Raw genomic sequence first — 1,720 nt, 5'->3', positions numbered from 1 at the left:
GACTGACGACGGGAAGTCCACACCGCTCTACCCGCAGACCCCCGCCGAGCGGGCGGCCGTCCTCGCGGGCGCCGACCGGGAGGCCGCCGCGTGCAAGGCCCGGAGCGGTGAACTCCTCCCCCACGTGGGCACCCTCGACGCGGCGCGCGACCTGGACGTCCTGCGCGCGGCGCTGGGCGACGACAAGCTCACCTACCTCGGCTGGTCCTACGGCACCTACCTCGGCACCATCTACACCGAGCAGTTCCCCCACCGGGTGCGGGCCAAGGTCCTCGACGGCGCCATCGACCCGTCGCTCGACTGGGCCGGACTGGCCCTGCGCCAGGCGAAGGGCTTCCAGCGGGCCGTCGACGACTACGCCGACCGCTGCGCGGCGGTCGTCGGGCCGGCCTGCCCCGCCGGCACGCCCGACGGCATCCGCCGCGTGATCGCCGGCCTGTACGAGAAGGCCGCCCGCGGCCCCGCCCAGTCGGCCGGCGGGGGTCCGCGCCTCGACCAGAGCACCCTGCACACCGCCATCGTCCTGTCGATGTACTCGCCCGAGTCCCAGTGGCAGCCGCTGTCCGAGGCCCTCGGCGCCGCCCGCCGCGGCAACCCCGCGAAACTCATCGCCATCGCCGACCCGGACCCCGGCCACCAGGACGGCCCGCAGACCGGCGGCGACCAGGCCCCCGACAACTCCGATGCCGCCCTCACCGCCGTCAACTGCCTCGACACCCCCTACCCCGCGGACCCGCAGGCGTACTGGGACCTGCTCGACCGGGCCCAGCGGGAGTCGGGCGCGTTCGGCGCGAACAGCGTCGTCGCCACCCTCACCTGCCGGACCTGGCCCGCCGGCCCGCTCAGGCCCCACCGCGCGACCCCCGAGGGGCTGCCCCCGGTCCTCGTGGTCGGCACCACCGGCGACCCGGCCACCACGTACGAGGAGGCCCAGGCCCTCGCCTCCCAGCTGCCCGGCGGCATGCTGCTGACCTTCAAGGGCCCGGGGCACACCGCCTACGGGCGCAGCAACGCCTGCGTCACCGACGCGGTCGACGGCTACCTCGTCGGCCTCACCCCGGTCCGGCCCGGCGCGAGTTGCTGAAGGAGCGGGGAGCCGTGCAGGGCCGGATCTACGCGCCCGAGGCCCTGCACGTGGTGGACGCGATCCCGCTGACGTCCGTCGGCAAGCCTGACAAGAAGCGGCTGCGCGAAGCCCTCACGGGCTGAATCCCGCAGTTGCCGGGGCGCTCACCGAACCCCCACGGAACCCCGCACGGATCCACACCCGCTTTCAGCCCATGGTGGGGTTTGGCTCAACGAACCCCCACCCCGGTGCCGAGAAGCCAACGGGGGTGGCAGCGCTGAGGGCTGCCACCCCTGCCCCACCCCGGGCGGAGCGCTCCGCTAGGAGAGCGCCGCCTTCGTCAGCACCCCTGCCGTCTTCCCGTCCACCAGCACCACCACCCCCGCGTGCCCGCCCGCCAGCGCGGCCCGCGCCTCGGCGGCGGGCTGCCCGACCCCGACCGTCGGCAGGGCCGGCCCGAGCAGCGGGCGCACCGGACCGTCGGGCTTGGCGCTCCCGTCCGCGAGCGCCGCCTGCAGCACCTCCCGGGACACGGAACCGAGCACCTCCGCCTCGGCCACCCCGTACGGCCGCGCCGCCCGCGGCAGGACGGCCGGGGCGACCCCGCCCGGTGCGGCCCGCAGCGCCTCCAGCGCGGCGCCGACGGTCGCGTCC

Annotated in this window: 1 protein-coding gene and 1 pseudogene; one reads left to right on the top strand and one right to left on the bottom strand. The window is 76.3% G+C overall.

The features are described from left to right. A partial coding sequence (locus AB0O00_RS38010; RefSeq protein WP_363659258.1) for an alpha/beta hydrolase occupies positions 1 to 1,084 on the top strand: 1,084 nt, incomplete at its 5' end. 302 nt (positions 1,085 to 1,386) lie between these two features. Here AB0O00_RS38010 and AB0O00_RS38005 read toward each other — a convergent pair. Then, a pseudogene (locus AB0O00_RS38005) lies at positions 1,387 to 1,720 on the bottom strand (cystathionine beta-synthase); the annotation flags it as partial.

The sequence above is a fragment of the Kitasatospora sp. NPDC093558 genome (assembly GCF_040683475.1).
GTDB lineage: Bacteria > Actinomycetota > Actinomycetes > Streptomycetales > Streptomycetaceae > Kitasatospora.
The sequence above is the reverse complement of the archived record's forward strand: the minus strand, read 5'-3'. Positions and strand labels throughout refer to the sequence as shown.